Consider the following 20750-nt stretch of genomic DNA (forward strand, 5'->3'; position numbering starts at 1 on the left):
ATATTATCTTAATTTCAATGTCACTATTGTGATTACCGCTAGTAAAATGCCAACAATCCAAAATCGCGCAACAATTTTAGACTCATGCATACCCATCTTTTGATAATGATGGTGCAAAGGCGCCATTTTAAAAATTCTTTTCCCTTCTCCAAATCTTTTCTTTGTATACTTAAAATAAGTCACTTGCATCACCACTGATAAATTCTCTATTAAGAAAACGCCACACAATACTGGAATCAACAATTCCTTTCTAACAATGATTGCAAACACAGCGATTATGCCACCAATAGCCAAACTCCCAGTATCTCCCATAAATACTTTTGCCGGATAAGCATTGTGCCATAAAAACCCAATACAAGCCCCTACAAATGCACCAATAAAAATTACCAGCTCTGAAGAGTATGGTATATACATCACATTTAAGTAATCCGAAAATTGGACATGTCCCGATATATAAGCAAATATCGCCAAGACCATTCCTATAATTGCAGATGTGCCACTTGCTAAACCATCTAATCCATCCGTCATATTGGCACCATTCGAAACAAAAACCACCCAAAATATAACCACTGGGATAAAAATCAACCAGCCCAATTTTGGTCCAGACAACCATGAATAATTAAATTCATTTCCTTTGATAAAAGGAATGGTAGTAGTCATGTCTTTTGTTTCTATCCATTTTTTTCCCGGTACCTCATGATGCTTACTGGAAACATCAATAGAATTTTCAACCACAACTGTTGCAGGAACACTTTTATGCACTTGAATATCTGGATGGAAATACAATACAGACCCTACAAACGCACCTACAACCACCTGCCCAAATATTTTAAACTTTCCAGCTAAACCGGCTTTATTCTTTTTAAAAACTTTTATATAATCATCTATAAAACCTATCGCTCCCAACATCACGGTTGAAATCAACATAATGATGATATAGATGTTATCTAATTTGGCAAATAACAAAGTAGGAATAATGATAGAAGCCAAAATAATCAGTCCCCCCATTGTAGGCGTTCCTTCTTTTTCTTTTTGACCAGCCAATCCTAAATCACGAACAGATTCACCAATTTGCTGCTTACGCAATAGATTAATAATTTTATTACCAAACAGAAGTGAAATCACCAAAGAGGTAATCACTGCCATAGCCGAACGAAAAGATATATAATCAAATACACCCGCCCCTGGCACTCCCAAATCATTTAGATAATTAAATAAATAATACAACATTACTTTTGAAGGTTTTTAAGGGTTTCTTTTAAAATTTCTAAGTCATCAAAAGGAAATCTTTTTCCATTTATTTCTTGGTATTTTTCATGTCCTTTTCCAGCTACCAATAAAATATCTCCTTTTTCTGCTAATGCACACGCCACTTTAATCGCTTCAGCTCTATCAGAAATTGCCATCACTCTTGCTGATCGCTCAACTGGTATTCCTTTTTTCATATCCAAAATAATTTCATCTGGATTCTCAGACCTCGGGTTATCTGAAGTCAATATAATTTTATCACTATTTTCAGCCGCAATTTTGGCCATCAATGGTCTTTTCGTTTTATCTCTATCTCCACCGCAACCAACTACTGTAATTACTTTTTCGTTCTTTGTTCGAACTGCAGCTATGGTACTCAACACATTCGCTAAAGCATCCGGTGTATGTGCATAATCTACAATAGCAATAATTCCCTTGTCAGATTTCATGTACTCAAAACGTCCTTCAACAGATTTTAATTTTGAAATACCTGTCAAAACTTCCAAAACATCTAACCCTAGCTCTATCGCAATAGCATAAACCAAAATCAAATTATAGGCATTAAACCCACCAATCAATCTGGTCCAAACATCTTTATTATTGATATTTAAAACTAAACCATTGAATGAGTTTTCAACTATTTTCACTTTATAATCGGCCATATTCTTTAAGCCAAAAGTTGCAACAGTAGCACTCGTGTTTTGCGTCATCACTAAACCATTCACGTCATCAATATTTACTATTGCAGTTGCCTTAGAACTTAACTGGTCGAAAAATGCTTTTTTCGCCTTGATATACGCTTTAAATGTTTTATGGTAATCTAAATGCTCATGTGTTATGTTGGAAAATCCGGCTACTCGAAAATTTAACCCTGAAATTCTATGCTGACTAATTGCGTGCGAGCTTACTTCCATAAAGCAATACTCACAACCTGCAGTTACCATTTCCTTCAATAATTTATTCAAAACAATTGGATCAGGAGTAGTATGCGTCGCAGGAATCTCCACATTTCCAATTTTATTCACCACAGTTGAAAACAACCCTACATGGTAACCTAACATGGTAAATAAATCATGCAACAGTGTCACTGTTGTTGTTTTACCATTAGTCCCTGTAACTCCAACTAAATTAATATCGTTCGACGGATGATCATAAAAATTACTTGCAATAATACCTAATGCATAAGAAGAAGAACTTACCACAACATAGGTAATTCCTTCTACAATATTCTCAGGCATCACTTCACACACAATGGCTATCGCGCCAGAAACAATGGCTTTATCTATAAATTGATGTCCATCTGTCTTTTCGCCTTTAATGGCAATAAACAGAGAATCTGCTGCAACCTCACGCGAATCAAAAGCGATTGCTTGTACAACAACATTTAACTCCCCATTTACTTTGGTGATTCCTGAATCGTATAATATATCTTTCAGATTATTCATCCTAACACTAATTTTATCTGTTGATTTTTAACCAATCTCGCCCCGGGCTTGATCGACTGTGATCTCACATCTCCACTTCCCTCCAACAACACTTTTAACCCTTTGGTTTCAAGAATATATACTGCATCATTCACCGGCATTCCAATTACGTTCGGAATACTAGTCTTTCCTACATACCTTTTTTCCAACTGCACTTTATCTGCCCGATTAATCGCTACCGCCCAAGTATCGTTTTCAGTCTTATTCACATAATGAACATTTAACTCATTTAAAACAGTTTGAATATCTTCTCGGTCTCCATATTTTACATTCGGTAACTTTTTTGATTGCTCAGATGCATTAAATGAATTATGATATTGCAATGAATTTGCATATACACGATCAGCAATCGCCTTAAAAACAACACCAGAAACCTGGGCGCCATAAATTTGTTGTGTTGGACCAGCAATTACCACAATACAAGAATACTTTGGTTTGTCTGCAGGGAAATAGCCGCAAAAAGATGCTTGATACTTACTATCTCCATACCCTTTATTGTCATTAGACAACTTTACAGTTCCAGTTTTACCTGCAATCTTAAAATGGGCAGACTGGAGTTTTCTACCAGTTCCATTTTCCACTACCCCTTCTAAACATTCCCTTAATTTCTTAATCGTATTTGGTGAACATATTTGATCATTTAACACCACTTTTTCAAATCGCTTAATAATCTCACCATCTTTACGCACTTCTTTTACAAACTGAGGCTTTATGTATTGTCCATTATTAGCTACAGCATTAAAAAATGCCAATGTCTGTAAAGGCGTTTGCTCCACCTCATACCCAATACTCATCCAAGGCAATGAAATCCCGGACCAATTCCCTTCATTTTCATTATTCAAGGTAGGCATTGGCTCCCCTTTAATTTCAATCCCTAAAGGATCCCCTAAACCAAAAGCCCTTAAACGATCTACAAATTTTTGCTCATCTCCTTTATACGCCTCATAAACCACCTTAGAAAATACATTAGAAGAAATTTCAAAGGCGTGTTTTAAAGTAATATCCCCATAACCTCTAGGATCAGAATCATGCAATGAACTTTCGTAAAAATCATACTTACCATATGCTTTTACCATTTGATTAATATCTGCTTTACCATCTTCTAGAAGAGCCATCAAGGAAGCCAACTTAAAAGTAGACCCCGGAACAGACTTAGTTCCAATAGCATGATTATAAGATTCTGCGTAACCACCACTTTTAGTTTTTGATAAATTGGCAATCGCTTTGATATACCCCGTCTGCACCTCCATCAAAACCACCACACCATGCAAAGCATTCTGGTACTCCATTTGCTTCATCAATTCCGTTTCTGCCAAATCCTGAATATCTACATCAATTGCAGTTATCACATCAGCACCATTTACAGGATCTTTTACATTTTCAGAAACTGGCTTCCAAGAACCATTTACGAATTTTTTAACAATCGTACCAAACTCCCCTGCCAAATACTCATTATACGCACCATCAATCCCAACGGGCTGTATACCTTCACGTACATACCCCAAACTTCTGGAAGCAAGAATCCCATGTGGCTTATGGGTCTTACTGTAACGTTCCACAATAAAGCCGCCCTTATACTTACCTTCCTTTAAAATTGGAAAAGACTTCACCTGTTGATAAATTGGATACTTTACTTTATTTTTTATTTTAAAATATTGATTATCGTCTGACCTACCTTTTCTCAATTTACCTTCCCATTGTTTTGATGTCCATTCTGGAAAAGTATTTGACAACGCAATTGACAAAGAATCTAGCGAACCAAAAAACATAGTAGAATCAATTATCTTTAAATCAACATGCAAATCATATAAAGGAATTGAAGTAACTAACACACTTCCATCCTCCGTTAAAATCCTACCCCTTAACGGCGCAATTGAATCTAATTTTGTATCCAACACCCTAATAGAAGAATCTTCATTCTGAGGAATAACATTCCCCACCTGAATAGCTACTACTCGGACAACCACTACCAACATAATAAACACCACAATAAAGTAGAGCAAATAAGCTTTGGTAGATATGTTATTTTTTGTTGTCATTAAAAATTATACTTTTTTACTTTAATTTTTTTTGGTGGAATAGTACTCAATTTTAATTCCGACCCCTTTAATCTTTCAGAAACTTGCGTCTGCCTACTCAACTTATTATATTCTACACCCAGAGAAAAATACTCTGAATTCAACTCTCCCAACTCCTGCTCTAACTGCACCTCTCTTTTCCCTACCGTTTCTGTATAGTATCCCCATCCAATCAAAATCACCAATAAAAAACCCAAAAAAGAAATAAATGGAATATTGTTTACAATTTCATCTCTAGACAAAAAATCTCCATTAATTATTTTAACGAAGGACCTTTTTTTACCTGTCTTACTTTTTTTACCTTTTATCTCGGCCGACTCCTCTTTCAATTCGTTCATTCCGCATTTTTTGTAGCTACCCTTAATTTTGCACTTCTCGCCCTAGAATTCACCTTATTTTCTTCTTCGGTTGGAACGATTGGCTTTTTATTTACAGCACTTAAAGGTTTAATGATATTTCCATACAAATCCTTCTCTGCTTCTCCTGTAAATTTTCCGCTTCGTATAAAATTCTTTACCAAACGATCTTCAATAGAATGATAAGACATCACCACTAATCTCCCTCCAGGCTTTAATACATCAGCCGCCTGCTCTAACATATCTCGTAGCGCACCCATCTCATCATTTACTTCAATTCTAATGGCCTGAAATATTTGCGCTAAAAATTGGTTCAATTTCTTACCAATCATCAATGGACTTAACAACTCTACTAACTGCCCCGTTGTTTCGATTGGGCCTTCATTCCTTTTATTTACAATGGCATAAACCACTTTTCTTACATTTTTTAAATCTGCGTACGCATTAAACATAGCAAATAAGTCTCTTTCCGGATAATCATTCACTACATGATAAGCACTCACATCTGCCTGTTGATTCATCCTCATGTCCAACTTCGCATTGGTACGTATCGAAAAACCTCTTTCGCCAGCATCAAACTGATGAGAAGAAACCCCTAAATCCGCTAAAACAGCATCTACTTTTGGATGCTCATAATACTTTAGGAAATTCTTTAAATACCTGAAATTGGCGTTAACAAAAATAAGCTTATCGTCTTCGACCACATTCGCCAAAGCATCCTCATCTTGATCAAAAGCGATTAAAACCGCATCCTCTCCAATCCTCTCCAAAATAGCCTTTGAATGACCACCACCACCAAAAGTAACATCCACAAACACTGTCCCATTATCCAACTCCATAGCCTTCAAACAAGTCTCAAACAACACTGGTATATGATATTCGTTAATCATTGTCACCTTCAATTTCACCCATTACTTCGTCTGCCAAATCTGCAAAATCTGCCATATTCTCTCCCATAGTTTCCAAATACTCTTCCTTACTCCAAACTTCAATTCTATCATTAAAAGCAGTCAACATCACTTCTCTAGTCAATCCTACCCTCTTCATAAGATCAGCAGGAACTAAAACCCGTCCCGCAGAATCTAAGCCCAACTGCTTAGCACCTTGATGAAACAATCGATAAAACATTCTGTTTTTCGGTTTGAATAAATTTAACTTTGAAAGCTTTCCACTCACCTTCTCCCACTCATTCATAGGGTAAAGTGTTAAACAATTTTCAAATCCTTTATTCATCATAAACAATTCATTAGCCACTGGAGACAATTGCTTACGCAATCCCGCAGGAAAGAGAAACCTCCCTTTAGCATCAAGCTTACATTCATATTCTCCAACTAATCCAGCCATTTATTGTTATAATTCTTAATTATGGATGTAAAGATATTGATTTTATCCCACTTTTTACCACAAATTTCCTCCTGTTAATAACTTTGGAAGTATAAAGTATAATCAAACATATATAAATAGTTACAAAAAGACCATTTATCAAGGCCTATAGATAGAAAAAGAACAGTGGTAAAAAGTGGTAAATGTTAACAACATTATAATAAATAGACAAAATAAAACAAGAAAAAAAAATGACAGGACAATAAAATTATCCCTATCATATCCTTCCTGAAATTTTTTTAAAAAAAAGATTATCCTATGAATTATGTACTATATTATTTTGTAAAAAAGCACAAAAATTAGGAATGGAAAAACAAAATAAACAGTTGTAAAATACACCAAAGTAAACCAAGGTTGTGGTTTTTTGAATTGAAGCGTTAAAAAAGGCATCATAAAAACAAACTGAACAAAAGGCGTAAAAAAGGAGAAAGAAAAAACTGGATATACCAAAGTTACCCCAGCGTTCATATTATTAAGCTGGATATACTTTAAGTCATTAAACACGGAGGTATAATAAGCCAAAATAGAATTATTATGCAACAAACCAAATACCTCTTGGGCTTTAAAAATATAATTACCGTCTTGAACTTTAAAATGAAAATACCCGCCTTGGTGCACATAACTATTAATTATTTCGGCGACTGATTTTTTTGGTAAAAGATAGAAGTCGACTAACCACAGGACACCAAACAACATACTAAACAAACTAAACCAATAATAGAGCTTTGCAGAATTACCACTTACAAGCTTTTCAAAATAGGCTTGTTCTGCAATTGCCTCTTTCATCTTAGATTCATAATACCGTGCACGTGCGTGCTTCATTCTTGCCTGCAATAATTCCTCCCGGGTAACAACAGGTCCTTTGGTCACCGTATTCACCTTATCAAAAACAAGAAATTCATAAGCTTCCGTCAACTCAATAAAACGCTTAGAAGCCTCTTTACTCGTATTTCTATCTGGATGCCACTCAAAAGCTTTTTTCCGATAAGCCCTTTTTATCAACACCTTGTCCACCGTAGGCGTTATCCCTAAAATTTTAAAACAATGTACTTTTTGTGGATTCACGTGGACTTTTTTGACCAAATTATAAAAATTCAAGGAGTCCACACCTACTTATTTCGACTTTCTATTCCCTCCAGGCGAAAAAAGCAAGGACACAAAAAAAGTCACACCGTTAAAACGGTGTGACTTTAAAAAGGGGTAAAAGGTTTTTATTTATTTTACGGAATCAACAACAGCTTTAAAAGCTTCTGGGTGATTCATTGCTAAATCAGCCAATACTTTTCTGTTTAATTTCAATCCTTTAGCATTCAATTTCCCAATAAATTGAGAATAACTCATACCATGTGGACGAACTCCTGCATTAATTCTTGTAATCCAGAGTGATCTAAAATTTCTCTTTTTTTGTTTACGACCTACATAAGCATATCCTAAACCTTTTTCAACAGCATTTTTTGCAACTGTCCATACATTTTTTCTTCTTCCAAAGTAACCTTTGGCCAGCTTCATCACTTTTTTTCTTCGTGTCCTTGCTGCTACTACGTTTACCGATCTTGGCATAATTTTTAAGTTTTTAGTATTTAGTGATACCGACACCGTCGATATGCTTAGGAACTAAATACTGGGTTTAATTAACATTAACCTTCCGTACTTTACGGAAATAATTAGATACACAATTGTTGTCTGATATTGGATGCATCTGATTTATGCACCAATCCAGCTTTTGTCAACCTTGCTTTTCTTTTCTTAGACTTTTTAGTCAAAATGTGACTTTTAAAAGCGTGTTTTCTCTTTAATTTTCCAGTACCAGTCACTTTAAATCGTTTCTTGGCACTAGATTTTGTTTTCATTTTAGGCATCTCTTTCTAAATTTTAATTTATTTACCCCTTTATTATTTTTAACTCTTTTTCTTTGGATTAATCATCATGATCATCTTTTTACCTTCTAATTTAGGCATCTGTTCAATCACACCATAATCTTCTAACTCCTGTGCAAACTTCAATAATAAAATTGAACCTCTATCTTTAAAGACAATTGATCGACCTTTAAAAAACACAAATGCTTTTACTTTAGCTCCTTCAGACAAAAAGCCTTTGGCATGCTTCAGTTTAAATTGAAAATCATGGTCTTCCGTATTCGGACCAAATCTAATCTCTTTAATCGTAACTTTTGATTGCTTTGATTTAAGCTCTTTTTGTTTTTTCTTTTGCTCAAACAAAAACTTTTTGTAGTCAATAATCTTACAAACAGGTGGCTTTGCATTCGGAGATATCTCCACCAAATCCAAGTCAGCTTGTGTTGCTTTTTCTAAAGCCGCGCTTAACGACAATACTTCAGCTCCATCATCAGACACCAATCTCACTTCTCTCGCCCTAATCAGTTCGTTCACTTTATAAGGCTCCTCCCGCTTCATGGGTCTCCTACCAGTATTTCTTCTTTTAATTGCTATAACTACGTTACTCCTTTCTTTTAATTCAGCTCTAATTCTTTATTAACAGCTTCATTTATTAATTTAACAAAATCTTCCAAGGCTATTTCGCCTATATCTCCTTCTCCATGTTTCCTTAAAGAAACAGTATTATTTGCTTCTTCGTTTGCTCCGACAATTAGCATATAAGGGATTTTCTTCACCTCATTATCTCTAATTTTCTTTCCAGCTTTCTCGTTTCTATTATCAACGAATCCGCGAATATCGGAATTATTTAGAAATTCTGAAACTTTTTTCGCATAATCATTGAATTTTTCACTAATTGGTAATACTGCAAACTGATCTGCAGTTAACCAAAGTGGGAAATTACCAGCACAATGTTCTAATAAAACAGCTACAAAACGCTCCATAGAACCAAAGGGTGCACGGTGAATCATTACTGGTCTATGTTTTTCATTATCAGCACCAACATACTCTAATTCAAATCTCTCAGGTAAATTATAATCGACTTGAATAGTACCCAATTGCCATTCTCTGCCAATTGCATCCTTCACCATAAAATCTAGTTTAGGACCATAAAAAGCTGCTTCGCCGTATTCTACAAAAGTATCCAAATTTTTCTCCGCTGCTGCTTCAATGATGGCATTTTCTGCTTTATGCCAATTTTCATCCGAACCAATATACTTTGTTTTATTCTCTGGATCCCTCAAAGAAATTTGCGCTTTAAAATCTTCAAATTTTAAAATTTTAAATATATAAAGCACCAAATCAATAACTTTTTTAAACTCATCCTTCACTTGATCAGGCGTACAAAAAATATGCGCATCATCTTGCGTAAAAGAACGCACTCTTGTCAAGCCATGCAACTCTCCACTTTGTTCGTAACGGTAAACAGTGCCAAATTCAGCATACCTTACAGGAAGGTCCTTATATGACTTCGGTGACGCCTTATAAATCTCACAATGGTGTGGACAATTCATTGGTTTTAACAAAAACTCTTCTCCTTCGTGCGGTGTAGTAATTGGTTGAAAAGAATCTTCACCATATTTCTCATAATGACCAGATGTAATGTATAAGTTTTTATGGCCGATATGCGGTGTCATCACTTGTTCGTATCCACCTTTTTTTTGTTCTTTTTTCAAAAAACTTTCTAATCTCGCTCTCAACTCAGCACCTTTAGGTAACCACAAAGGTAAACCTTGACCAACATTTTGGGAGAAAGTAAAAAGTTCTAACTCTTTTCCAAGTTTTCTATGGTCTCTTTTTTTTGCTTCCTCTAACAGCTCTAAATACTCAACTAACTCTTTATTTTTAGGGAAAGTAATGCCATAAATTCTAGTCAATTGCTTTCTTTTTTCATCCCCTCTCCAATATGCACCAGCTATAGAAGTCAGTTTAATGGCTTTAATAAAACCTGTATTTGGCAAATGAGGACCTCTACACAAATCGGTAAAATTACCTTGTGTATAGAAAGTGATCGTTCCATCTGCTAAACCATCTATCAATTCCAACTTATACTCATCTCCTTTTTCTTCAAAGTAAGAAATAGCATCTGCTTTTGACACTTCTTTTTTTACAAATTGACTTTTTTGTTTTGCCAATTCTTTCATTTTAGCCTCTATAGCAGGTAAATCTTCGTCTGAAATTTGGTATTCTCCCAAATCAATATCGTAATAAAAACCATTTGCTATCGGAGGTCCAATCGCTAACTTTGTCCCTGGATACAATGCTTCAATCGCCTCTGCCATTAAGTGAGCTGAGGAATGCCACATTACACTTTTACCATCATCATCATTCCAAGTCAACAACTTTAAGGTTGCATCTTCATTAATTGGACCGAAAGCGTCTGATACCACGCCATTAATCTCTGCAGCAAGTACATTTCTCGCCAAGCCCTCACTGATACCCCTTGCTATATCCAACGCAGTTGTTCCAGCTTCCACTTCTTTTATACTGCCATCAGGCAAAGTAATATTTATCATTCCCATATTTTTATAAATATAATTAGACAAAATTATATAAAAAAAAAGCTCCTTTGATTACAAAGGAGCTTTTTTAGTTTAGTTTTTTATTAATTTTTATATCCCATCACTAAAACAACAGCTCCTCTATGTTCAATAGTAGGATTTGCATTATTCGCGTCTGGGGTGGCTGGAATTACATAATCCACAAATACCCTTTTCAATCTTGATGCACTTCCACCTGCTGCTACATAAGCATCATTCAAATCATCTGTTTCAATCACAATATTATTACCTTTAATATCTGTAATTTCTTTCAGTAAAATTCTATCTGCAACACTTTTGCTTTCATTATAAACATTAACAGTAATGTTTTTTGAACACGCTTTACCATTAAATGCTAATTTATATTCCGTGTTGTTAAACAAGTAAATCTCTACTTCTTTTGACTGTTTGTAAGTCTTATAATTGAAATATGTTGTTTTATAACCATCATATAAATATGGTTTAATAGAGGTTTTTGCTTCCGCTTTGTTTAATTTAATACTTTCTTTAAACTCAGTTAAATTCGTTACTTGTTGTGCAAACGCAAGCGCAAACACTAAAAATCCTATTAAGACAAGTCCTTTCTTCATTTTTGAATAATTTATTTTTGTACTATTTTGCTTCTTATTTCAGTTACTTTATCCCCTAACATCTTGATTTCCTCTGGTGTCAAAGTTAATTCATCAGATTCAGGATTAGCATTAAAAGCTTTCACTGAAGCGAAGTCATTGAACATATTTTCTACACTTGTTAAATCTCCGATAATCCAAGCTAAATCCAAGTCGCCATTTCTAGCATCCTTCAACCCTTTGATGATATTTGAAAGTATTTCCATTTGCTCAGCCAACATCATGCCAACTCCAACTTTATCAGAATTGTTTTTATAATCACTGAAACCTAAATACATCCCTTCTACCCATGCACCACCATAATGCACAGCAGCAACATGCTCCATTTCATTATCTTCTAAGTATTCTTGAGAATGCTCGTGTATCTCCACAATGATACTTTCGATAGAATCTTGAATTTCTAAATTTTGATCAAAACGTTCCATCAAATCTTTGTTTTGAAAGATCGCTTCCATTCCTTGCTGTTCCGCTAAAGTTTGAATAGAAGTAATAAACTTTCTAGCATCATTTGCTTGAGAATTTGTGATGCAATATGCTAAATCTGCAGAATAAACACCAAAATTCAATTTTGATTGTTCATCTGTAGTATAACTTGTAACATTATCTACACTGTTAGTAACCCCAGCAGTATATTTCATTCCCGACTTTTTAAAAATACTTGCTACCTGCAAAGCAGAAGGCAAGTGGTAATCTAAATCAGGCGACTCAAAAGGATCTACCTCCATAGCCATTTCCACAGTATCTACATCCTCTATGTGAATGTCATCATTAATTGAACTCCCTTCTGTACATGAAAAAAGAGAAGCTGATAGTGTAAATAAAAATACACCCTTAAGCATTTGTTTCCTTACCATTTGCTAGATTTTATATTATTCTGCTAAAATATGAAATGATTTCGACAACTGGCCCATAATTCCTTTCTTTTTTTTTATATTTAAATGAGTTATGAAAGCACCTAAGATTCTAATAATGTGTATCCCCTTTTGTTTTGGTATTGTGTTTTCATTCTACTATAACGACTATACAATTCAAAACACGGCTTTGTACCTTACTCTACTTCTATTTTTAGTCTTATTATTATTACTACCATTGCGCTTTCGAAATACAATTCTATTCGGCATAATCGCCATCACCACCTTTTGTTCTCTCGGCTTTTTGAACGGATCAGCCCATCAAAGTATATCTACAAATCCATATTTCTTCCATAAAAAATCACCTTATTTTTTAGTGAAAATAATTGAAAAACCAATTCAAAAAAAGAACTCCATAAAACTCATTGTAGAAGTATTACAAAATGATTCTATGGCAAAACAAGGTCAAGCTTTGCTTTATTTAAAAAATGGGGACAAAAGCAACATGTTAAATTATGGCGACTGGTTACTTATCAAAAATAAATTCCAACCCATAAAGCCAAATGGCAACCCTTACGAATTCGATTACGCCAGGTATTTAAAAATCCACAACCTTTACCATCAATCCTTTCTAAAAACGCAAGAATGGAAACTATACGCTAGGGCTAAACCTAGCTTATTTGGTCGAATTTTAAAAATAAGAAATTATTTTGAAAAGCTAATTGACAACTCTACTCTTTTCCCAAAAAACAAAAGCATAGCCAAAGCTTTATTTCTTGGAGAAAAAGAAGCATTAGACAAGGATATTCTGCGTTCCTTTTCAAGTGCAGGCGCCATGCATGTCCTAGCGGTTTCTGGCTTACATGTTGGCATTATCATGCTTATTTTAACCTCCTTACTAAAACCGATTAAACGCTTAAAGCATGGAAACATAGTTTACACTGCCCTAATCATCTCTGGTGTTTGGCTATACGCACTATTAACTGGTGGCTCCCCATCCGTCATCCGCTCTGCATTGATGTTTAGTTTTATCATCTTCAATGTCGGACTAGAAAGAGAAAGCTCCGTTTATCAGTCCATACTAATTTCTGCTTTCTTGATTTTAATTTTCGACCCGTTCGCCTTATTTAAAGTAGGTTTTCAATTAAGTTATTTGGCAGTTTTGGGAATCGTATTCTTGCAGCCTCGCATCTATCGTCTTTGGTACATACAAAACAAATCACTTGATTACCTGTGGCAAATAACCGCAGTTTCAATTGCAGCGCAAATTGCCACTTTTCCTTTAGGCTTATATTATTTCCACCAATTTCCAAGCTTGTTTTTCATCTCCAACATCATAGTAATACCATTGGCTTTTATCCTATTATTCCTTGGCTTCTTCTACTTTTCATTACACTTAATCACACCGATAAAATTATTACTTGAAGAGATATTAAATTTCTTATTCTACGTACTCAGTCAAAGCATGGCTTTTATAGAGCAAATTCCAAATGCAATTGCTTGGGGAATATCCATCTCTTGGCAAGAAACAATGACAATCTATTTTTGTATAATCTCTTTAATATTTGCCTTAAAAAACAAGCACTTTCCCGCATTACTTGCTAGCATGATAGGGGTTATTATTTTAATTTCTCTATCATTAATTGAAAAGCAACAGATATCAAATGAAAACAAATGCATTGTATATAACCTCAAAAATGACTTTGCAATGGATGTTTTTTTCGGGAATAAAAACTACTTTATCAGTACAAACAGTTTAAGCCAAAACGAATCAAAACTACTATTTAACGTTAAACATAATTGGTACCACTATAGAGGGGATGCCTCCCCCTATCAAAACATCCGCATAGACACATTAAGCAACCCTGTATTTAAAACTAACCAAAAGACTTGGCAAATCATCAATCATAAAATATCTACTTTGCGCGCAACCGACTATTTGGTTCTAATTTCCAAACAGTATATTCCAAAAGAAAGTATTGATTTTTGGAAGCGAGAAAAATGCACCGTAATACTACACCCAAATTTAAGTCGTAAAATGAAAAAATGGATTCAATTAAACATGCCTGAAAATTTAACCTACGATATGGCAAAGCAAGGTGCTTTTTCAAAAAGCTTTTAATTGTAAATAATCGTATTTGCCATACTCTTATTACCTATACTACCTATCACAAGAGCCGCCATGACCACTAAATCATTACTCAACTTAATCCTGTGTCCATAATACACATTATACCCATGTTTTGTCTTGATGTTTGACCAAAAAATGATTTCGAAAAACCTTGCCCTAACTGCATAGCTATCAACAATAATTTGAAATTTCCGATATTTATTTTCATTCACTTTTAATTGCGCATTATACGCTTGTTCTGACCCTTCAAATCTCCCCTCTTCTTTTAAAGCCTTTAAATCATCCACTTTTTTCTTATACTGGTCACTTCTCGCCAAGATGATATAAAAATCATCCGTATAGTGTGCTTGAAATTTTTCAAAACGATAGTCTTCGTGAAAATAAAATACAGAATCACTCCATTCCAAAACCTTATTTATTACTTTTCGTTTATCAGATTCAATCTGCTTTGCCTCTGCATCTCCAACACCATATAATGGGACAACAGAAAGGAATATGAAAAAAAATAATATTTTATTCTTCAGCAATAAAAGGTTCATAATCTTGGTCGGTTTCGTAAAGCTTATCTACTTCATAATAAGGAGTAAACCGCACATACACAGTCATAGAATCTGTATCTAAGTCGCCATTATACGAAAATTGATGCAGCAAGTAATACCCTATTAATTTCTCATCCGCCTTAATTTCATATACTGATGAAAAGTTGGTCGACTGGTACCCTATCGTGTCAGAAAATTCTGCCACAATATAATTTCTGGTCAACGATTCACAAACATTTTGAACATTAAACGCCCTATCTTTCATGGTATATCCAAATACCGTCACCATGTGTTTTACAAATTTACTTTTTTCAAAGCTGGTGCCTAACTGATTGAGGTAGTTCTCAAAATATTGGTAAAAATCATAGGAGAGTTTTTTACTTTCTTCATAGGTATAACCAGCAATAATTGGAGATTCATAATAGTAGTTCGCAAACACCTTTTCTTCATCATTGGTTAAATCTATTTCATATATAGGTATAATATCCACGACCGAAAAATCTTCAGAAAGAACAAAATTCACCTTCATCAAATTACTAACTTTTCTATCATCACCTCTTAATGAGAAGGTATGTACTTGGGTAATTTTGCGTTTTAAATTATTTTTCTTTACTAGAGAGTCGTAATAATGGAACTGTTGTGCTGCCTCTACCTGGTCAAATGTTGGGTCACCGAGTTTACTTTTCCAACTTTTTTGTTCGGCAATCGATTTTGGCACTACCACTTTCAATGGTTCAAAGCCATAATTCAAATACACCTCATCCTCGGATTTCATTCTTTTCACGTAAGCGGAAATAGAATCTTTCACCACAAATTCCATGGGATCTAATACGGTTTGGGGTTCTTCAAAAATGGAGTCTGCAACAAAACAAGACTGCAACAGAAAAATAAAACTTAAACTGGATAGGTAAATTAATCTCATAGCACTATATCACATCAAATTTTGTACCCAAAAATTAATCAAGGAATATTACTGCATAAAAGCAACAATTACCTGATCATCACAGGCATCACAAGCATTAACACCTCTTCATTTTCATTCGTTTCTCCACTTGGCAATAAGATCCCGGCCTTGTTGGGCTCACTCATTTCTAAAATAACTTCTTGCGTCTTAATGTGGTTTAGCATTTCCATTAAGAATTTGGAATTAAACCCAATCTCTAGATCATCTCCAACAAAAGCACAAGTTAATCTTTCTTTTGCTTCATTCGAAAAATCTAAATCCTCTGCAGAAATACTCAATTCACTTCCAGCAATTTTTAACTTTACTTGGTGCGTTGTTTTATTAGAAAAGATGGAAACCCTTTTAATGGAATTCAAAAAAGAAATTCGGTCTACTGTCAATACATTTGGATTTACCTTTGGAATCACCGCTTCGTAATTTGGATATTTACCATCAATTAAACGACAAGTCAATTCAATGTCTTCAAAAACAAATTTAGCTGTTGTTTCGTTGTAAGAAACTTCAACTTCTTCTTCTCCCCCTAAATTTTGCTTCAATAAGTTTAAAGGTTTTTTTGGTAAAATAAAATCAGCTGATTTACTTGCTGTAGAATCCAGACGGCCATACTTTACCAATTTATGTGCATCCGTGGCAACGAAAATTAATTTTTCAGTTGAAAACTGACAAAACACCCCACTCATTACAGGACGTAAATCATCATTTCCAGAAGCAAACAATGTGTTTTCTATGGCATTCGAAATAATTTCTCCTTTAATTTTCAAAACCTCTACATCTCCCATATCAATAGTTTGTGGGAAATCATCTGCATTTTGGCCGACTAATTTATACTTACCATAATCTGAAGAAATTTCAATTCCGAAGTTTTCATTGATTTGAAAAACCAAAGGTTGATCTGCAAAATTCTTTAAAGTATCTAACAATAACTTAGCTGGAATTGCTACATTACCATCTTGTTTTGCTTCATCTGGTGTCACCACAGTTTTCATGGTATTTTCCAAATCAGAAGCCGAAATTGTTAATTTCCCATCTTTCAATTCGAATAAAAAATTATCTAAAATTGGTAATGAATTATTAGAATTTAAGACCCCACTGATATTTTGTAAATTTCTCAATAAGGCCGAACTTGAAATAATGAAGTTCATAAAATGAATGGTATTTAGTATAAGTTTAAATTAATCTGCAACAAATATAACCCTATTTAAAGGCTTGACCCTCGTATCAAATTTATTTTTATTAACAGTACAACCGGTAGAATTGTTCATAAACTCTGTCATACATTTTAATAAAACCCCATTCAATCTGACATGTTTTACTGGTTTACATAGATAAAACTGCCACAATGACATAAATAAAAGCAAAAATTACAATGGCATAAAGATTGACTAATAGGAAATGAAATATAAAAGCATAAAAATAAATAAAATGGGTAAAATAATTGGAATCGATTTAGGGACAACCAACTCATGCGTTGCAGTAATGGAAGGGAATGAGCCAGTGGTTATTACTAACTCAGAGGGAAAAAGAACTACCCCTTCAATAGTAGCATTCGTTGAAGGTGGGGAAAGAAAAGTTGGTGATCCAGCTAAAAGACAAGCAATCACCAATCCAGAAAAAACTATCTACTCTATTAAGCGTTTTATGGGTACAACTTTTGACAAAGTAGCAAAAGAAGTAGCTAGAGTACCTTATAAAGTAGTAAAAGGAGACAACAATACGCCAAGAGTAAAAATTGACGATAGATTGTATACTCCGCAAGAAATTTCAGCAATGGTACTTCAAAAAATGAAGAAAACTGCTGAAGATTATTTGGGACAAGATGTAACAGAAGCGGTAATTACTGTGCCTGCTTACTTTAACGATTCTCAAAGACAAGCAACGAAAGAAGCTGGTGAGATTGCAGGTTTAACTGTAAAAAGAATCATTAACGAGCCAACAGCAGCAGCATTGGCATACGGATTAGATAAAAAAGATAAAGATCAAAAAATTATTGTATTTGATTTTGGTGGTGGAACACATGATGTTTCTGTACTAGAATTAGGTGATGGTGTATTTGAAGTATTATCTACTGATGGTGACACACATTTAGGTGGTGATGATGTAGATGATAAAATCATTAACTGGTTAGCGGACGAATTTAAAAATGACGAAGGTATTGACTTGAGAAAAGATCCAATGGCTTTACAAAGATTAAAAGAAGCTGCTGAAAAAGCAAAAATTGAGTTGTCTTCTACCACAAGTACTGAAATTAACTTGCCTTACATTATGCCAGTGGATGGAATTCCAAAACACTTGGTAAGAACATTGAGTAGAGCAAAATTTGAGCAATTAATCGACGATTTAGTAAAAAGAACAATTGCACCTTGTAAAACTGCTTTGAAAAATGCAGGATTATCTACAAGCGATATTGATGAAATCATCTTAGTTGGTGGATCAACAAGAATTCCAGCAATTCAAGAAGCAGTAAAAGCTTACTTTGGAAAAGAGCCTTCAAAAGGAGTGAACCCGGATGAAGTTGTAGCAGTAGGAGCTGCTATTCAAGGTGGTGTATTAACTGGTGAAGTAAAAGATGTATTATTATTAGATGTTACTCCATTATCTTTAGGTATTGAAACTATGGGTGGTGTAATGACAAGATTAATTGATTCGAATACAACTATTCCAACTAAAAAATCGGAAACATTCTCCACAGCATCTGACAACCAACCAGCGGTAGACATTCACGTATTACAAGGGGAGAGACCAATGGCTGCAGATAACAAAACTTTAGGTAGATTTCAATTAGCTGATATTCCACCTGCACCAAGAGGAGTTCCTCAAGTAGAAGTAACTTTTGATATTGATGCAAACGGAATCATGAGTATTTCAGCAAAAGATAAAGCAACAGGAAAAGAGCAATCTATTAAAATTGAAGCTTCTTCTGGATTATCTGATGAAGAAATTGCAAAAATGAAAGCAGATGCAGAAGCAAATGCAGATTCTGATAACAAAAGAAAAGAAGAAGCAGATAAAATTAACGCTGCAGATACTTTGATTTTCCAAACTGAAAAGCAATTAAAAGAATACGGTGATAAATTACCAGCGGATAAAAAAGAACCAATAGAAACAGCTTTGGCAGAATTAAAAACTGCATATGAAGCAAAAGACTTTGGTACTATTGATACTGCAATGGAAAAATTAAACACAGTTTTCCAAGCTGCTTCTCAAGAAATGTACGCTGATGGTGCCGAAGGCGCTGAAGGTGCTGCACAAGGTGGAGCAGAAGAAACTTCAGCTGATGCGGAAGCAGAAGATGTAGACTTCGAAGAAGTAAAAGAAAAATAATAAAGTTTAATCTTTATAATTATAAAACCCCGACAATAAATGTCGGGGTTTTTTGATTTTAGCCCCTTCGATAAATCTTGGTTTTATTGATTTAGCAATCCAAATAAGATGAGCATTTTTTTCTTAACTCAATACTTTAAATCAAACCTACCATCTGTTATGCTCACTATTTTTATTGGGCAATCTTCGTTGTAAAGTTGCATCTGAAAATTACCTGATATAATACGATTTACAGTATCTAAAAATGTAATATCTAACATTCCCTTTTCTGTTAAACTAAAGTTGTAGTCTAAACATAAAATAGAATTATTATTGTAATTATTATAACCATCTTGATTATCTCCAGTCACATCCATTTCATAAGTCCCAACTCCTTTATCTATAAAAGCGATAAAGCTTACATTGTCTCTAATCGAATCATTCAGTCTGGATCCTTGAATTCTCAATTCATTTTCTGAAATTTTATTATAGCTACAATAGATAGGAATCACCTTGTTATAGTTATTACTTTGGGCAACAAATAGTTCTCCATTAATATAACAACCAAAAGTATTGGCTCCTGTATGCGTAGCTTGCGGCAGCTTAGGTGTAAGATCGATAGGTTCTTCTTCTGGATTTGCCTTTATTTTATGGCAAGCGGTATTTATGGTAGCCATGCTAAAACATAAACACATCAATAATAATTGTTTCATACTATATATTTTTAGGGTAAGGTCATGTATCGATTTGCATCAATACTTTAAATCAAACCTTCCATCTGTTATACTTACTATTTTTAATGGGCAATCTTCGTTGTAAAGTTGCATCTGAAAATTACCTGATATAATACGATCTACAGTATCTAAAAATGTAATATCCAACATTCCCTTTTCTGTTAAACTAAAGTTGTAGTCAAAGCACCATATCGAATCTGTAGTGTATATATTATAACCATCTTGATTATCTCCAGTGACATCCATTTCATATGCACCAACTCCTTTATCTATAAAAGCGATAAACCTTACATTATCTCTAACCGAATCATTCAGTCTGGATCCTTGAATTCTCAATTCATTTTCTGAAATTTTATTATAGCTACAATAGATAGGAATCACCTTGTTATAGTTATTACTTTGGGCAATAAATAGTGCTCCATTAATATAACAACCAAAAGTATTGGCTCCTATATGTGTAGCTTGCGGCAGCTTAGGTGTAAGATCGATAGGTTCTGCTGGATTTGCCTTTATTTTATGGCAAGCGGTATTTATGCTAGCTATGCTAAAACATAAACACATCAATAATAATAATTGTTTCATACTATATATTTTTAGGGTAAGGTCATGTATCGATTT

The 20750-nt window shown here is 34.2% G+C and carries 20 protein-coding genes; 2 read left to right on the forward strand and 18 right to left on the reverse strand.

Features of this window, described 5'->3' with window-relative positions; genetic code table 11:
- Nucleotides 1–3: 3 nt before the first annotated feature.
- The 13 genes from mraY to DNU06_RS01740 form a co-directional block, all read right to left on the reverse strand.
- Nucleotides 4–1230, reverse strand: a complete 1227-nt coding sequence (mraY, locus tag DNU06_RS01680) for a phospho-N-acetylmuramoyl-pentapeptide-transferase (RefSeq protein WP_111061470.1) — start codon at nucleotides 1228–1230, stop codon at nucleotides 4–6.
- A complete protein-coding gene (locus DNU06_RS01685; RefSeq protein WP_111061471.1) occupies nucleotides 1230–2693 on the reverse strand; it encodes a UDP-N-acetylmuramoyl-L-alanyl-D-glutamate--2,6-diaminopimelate ligase in 1464 nt (487 codons plus the stop codon). The genes mraY and DNU06_RS01685 overlap by 1 nt, the downstream gene beginning before the upstream one ends.
- A complete protein-coding gene (locus DNU06_RS01690) occupies nucleotides 2690–4771 on the reverse strand; it encodes a penicillin-binding transpeptidase domain-containing protein (RefSeq protein WP_111061472.1) in 2082 nt (693 codons plus the stop codon). The genes DNU06_RS01685 and DNU06_RS01690 overlap by 4 nt, the downstream gene beginning before the upstream one ends.
- Entirely contained in the window at nucleotides 4771–5148 is a 378-nt protein-coding gene (locus tag DNU06_RS01695) for an FtsL-like putative cell division protein (protein WP_111061473.1), read from the reverse strand. Before DNU06_RS01695 ends, DNU06_RS01690 begins: the two co-directional genes overlap by 1 nt.
- On the reverse strand, nucleotides 5145–6062 hold the full coding sequence (rsmH, locus tag DNU06_RS01700) for a 16S rRNA (cytosine(1402)-N(4))-methyltransferase RsmH (RefSeq protein ID WP_379659533.1): 918 nt from the start codon (nucleotides 6060–6062) through the stop codon (nucleotides 5145–5147). The genes DNU06_RS01695 and rsmH overlap by 4 nt, the downstream gene beginning before the upstream one ends.
- Complete coding sequence (gene mraZ, locus DNU06_RS01705; protein ID WP_111061475.1) at nucleotides 6049–6510, reverse strand: division/cell wall cluster transcriptional repressor MraZ; 462 nt, start codon at nucleotides 6508–6510, stop codon at nucleotides 6049–6051. Before mraZ ends, rsmH begins: the two co-directional genes overlap by 14 nt.
- 309 nt (nucleotides 6511–6819) lie before the next feature.
- Complete coding sequence (locus DNU06_RS01710) at nucleotides 6820–7614, reverse strand: J domain-containing protein (protein WP_111061871.1); 795 nt, start codon at nucleotides 7612–7614, stop codon at nucleotides 6820–6822.
- Between the two features lie 150 nt (nucleotides 7615–7764).
- On the reverse strand, nucleotides 7765–8109 hold the full coding sequence (gene rplT, locus DNU06_RS01715) for a 50S ribosomal protein L20 (RefSeq protein ID WP_111061872.1): 345 nt from the start codon (nucleotides 8107–8109) through the stop codon (nucleotides 7765–7767).
- Nucleotides 8110–8213: 104 nt separating this feature from the next.
- Complete coding sequence (gene rpmI, locus DNU06_RS01720; protein WP_111061476.1) at nucleotides 8214–8408, reverse strand: 50S ribosomal protein L35; 195 nt, start codon at nucleotides 8406–8408, stop codon at nucleotides 8214–8216.
- A gap of 39 nt (nucleotides 8409–8447) precedes the next feature.
- On the reverse strand, nucleotides 8448–8963 hold the full coding sequence (gene infC / locus DNU06_RS01725) for a translation initiation factor IF-3 (protein ID WP_111061477.1): 516 nt from the start codon (nucleotides 8961–8963) through the stop codon (nucleotides 8448–8450).
- 56 nt (nucleotides 8964–9019) lie between these two features.
- Nucleotides 9020–10960 (reverse strand): threonine--tRNA ligase, encoded by a 1941-nt coding sequence (gene thrS / locus DNU06_RS01730; protein ID WP_111061873.1) that lies wholly within the window; start codon nucleotides 10958–10960, stop codon nucleotides 9020–9022.
- 89 nt (nucleotides 10961–11049) lie between these two features.
- Nucleotides 11050–11574 carry a hypothetical protein gene (locus DNU06_RS01735; RefSeq protein ID WP_111061478.1) on the reverse strand — a complete coding sequence of 175 codons (525 nt, stop codon included), beginning with the start codon at nucleotides 11572–11574 and terminating at the stop codon, nucleotides 11050–11052.
- 11 nt (nucleotides 11575–11585) lie between these two features.
- Complete coding sequence (locus DNU06_RS01740) at nucleotides 11586–12467, reverse strand: hypothetical protein (protein WP_111061479.1); 882 nt, start codon at nucleotides 12465–12467, stop codon at nucleotides 11586–11588.
- A 91-nt stretch (nucleotides 12468–12558) separates the two neighbouring features.
- Here DNU06_RS01740 and DNU06_RS01745 point away from each other — a divergent pair, with 91 nt between their 5' ends.
- Nucleotides 12559–14586, forward strand: a complete 2028-nt coding sequence (locus DNU06_RS01745; RefSeq protein ID WP_111061480.1) for a ComEC/Rec2 family competence protein — start codon at nucleotides 12559–12561, stop codon at nucleotides 14584–14586.
- Here the strand turns inward: DNU06_RS01745 and DNU06_RS01750 are convergent.
- From DNU06_RS01750 to dnaN, 3 genes are all read right to left on the reverse strand, one after another.
- On the reverse strand, nucleotides 14583–15134 hold the full coding sequence (locus tag DNU06_RS01750) for a hypothetical protein (RefSeq protein WP_111061481.1): 552 nt from the start codon (nucleotides 15132–15134) through the stop codon (nucleotides 14583–14585). The genes DNU06_RS01745 and DNU06_RS01750 overlap by 4 nt on opposite strands.
- Nucleotides 15109–16056 carry a hypothetical protein gene (locus tag DNU06_RS01755; protein ID WP_111061482.1) on the reverse strand — a complete coding sequence of 316 codons (948 nt, stop codon included), beginning with the start codon at nucleotides 16054–16056 and terminating at the stop codon, nucleotides 15109–15111. Before DNU06_RS01755 ends, DNU06_RS01750 begins: the two co-directional genes overlap by 26 nt.
- A 68-nt stretch (nucleotides 16057–16124) precedes the next feature.
- Nucleotides 16125–17240 (reverse strand): DNA polymerase III subunit beta, encoded by a 1116-nt coding sequence (gene dnaN, locus DNU06_RS01760; protein ID WP_111061483.1) that lies wholly within the window; start codon nucleotides 17238–17240, stop codon nucleotides 16125–16127.
- Nucleotides 17241–17520: 280 nt separating this feature from the next.
- Between dnaN and dnaK the strand changes: the two genes are divergently transcribed.
- Nucleotides 17521–19419 (forward strand): molecular chaperone DnaK, encoded by a 1899-nt coding sequence (dnaK, locus tag DNU06_RS01765; protein ID WP_111061874.1) that lies wholly within the window; start codon nucleotides 17521–17523, stop codon nucleotides 19417–19419.
- Nucleotides 19420–19547: 128 nt separating this feature from the next.
- Here the strand turns inward: dnaK and DNU06_RS01770 are convergent, their stop codons facing one another.
- Together DNU06_RS01770 and DNU06_RS01775 are read right to left on the reverse strand one after the other, a co-directional pair.
- On the reverse strand, nucleotides 19548–20111 hold the full coding sequence (locus DNU06_RS01770) for a hypothetical protein (RefSeq protein ID WP_146239106.1): 564 nt from the start codon (nucleotides 20109–20111) through the stop codon (nucleotides 19548–19550).
- Nucleotides 20112–20150: 39 nt separating this feature from the next.
- A complete protein-coding gene (locus DNU06_RS01775) occupies nucleotides 20151–20714 on the reverse strand; it encodes a hypothetical protein (protein ID WP_111061485.1) in 564 nt (187 codons plus the stop codon).
- Nucleotides 20715–20750: the final 36 nt, after the last annotated feature.

Origin of the sequence: Putridiphycobacter roseus (assembly GCF_003234935.1) — a bacterium.
In the GTDB taxonomy this organism is placed as follows: Bacteria; Bacteroidota; Bacteroidia; order Flavobacteriales_D; family Crocinitomicaceae; genus Putridiphycobacter; species Putridiphycobacter roseus.